This is a genomic window from Erythrobacter sp. HI0063 (assembly GCF_001635685.1).
In the GTDB taxonomy this organism is placed as follows: domain Bacteria; phylum Pseudomonadota; class Alphaproteobacteria; order Sphingomonadales; family Sphingomonadaceae; genus Qipengyuania.
The window spans coordinates 1-468 of the sequence record NZ_LWFF01000113.1 but is presented as its reverse complement, the minus strand read 5'-3'; the positions used below and the strand labels follow the sequence as shown (position 1 = coordinate 468).

Here is a 468-nt window from a genome sequence, read left to right as displayed (position 1 = left end):
CCGCCCGAACGAGGGCTGTTCGGAACAAAGAAGCGCAAGCCTACGGTGACGGTGCCGCCGCCGCCCGAAGGGTTCATTCTCGATGATCCTGTTGCGACCGATGGGGACACGGTTCGCGATGGCGACACGCGCGTGCGAATGCTCGGCGTCGATGCTCCCGAACTGAGCCAACCGGGTTATCTGCGCGATGGCTCGACGGTGCCGATCGGCAGGCAGGCGCAGGAACAGCTTCAGGACACGCTAGGCCGTGGCCCTGTCTCGCTCGGGCCTGTCGCGGGCCAGTCATGGGGTCGAACCGTAGCACCGCTCGATACCGGCGCGGGCGATGCTGGCCTTTCGGTGTTGCGTAGCGGCTATGGCCTCGCTGCGCCCGACTATCTCAAGGGAGACCCCGAACGCCTGAGCGGTTACGTGACGGCTGAGCGGCTGGCGCGCATGAACCGGCAGGGGATGCACGGCACGTTCGCA

The 468-nt window shown here is 66.7% G+C and carries 1 protein-coding gene; it reads left to right on the top strand.

Going from position 1 to position 468, the window contains the following annotated elements:
* Positions 1–468, top strand: a 468-nt coding sequence (locus A3736_RS05140; protein ID WP_156501982.1) for a thermonuclease family protein, incomplete at both ends; no start/stop codon positions are given.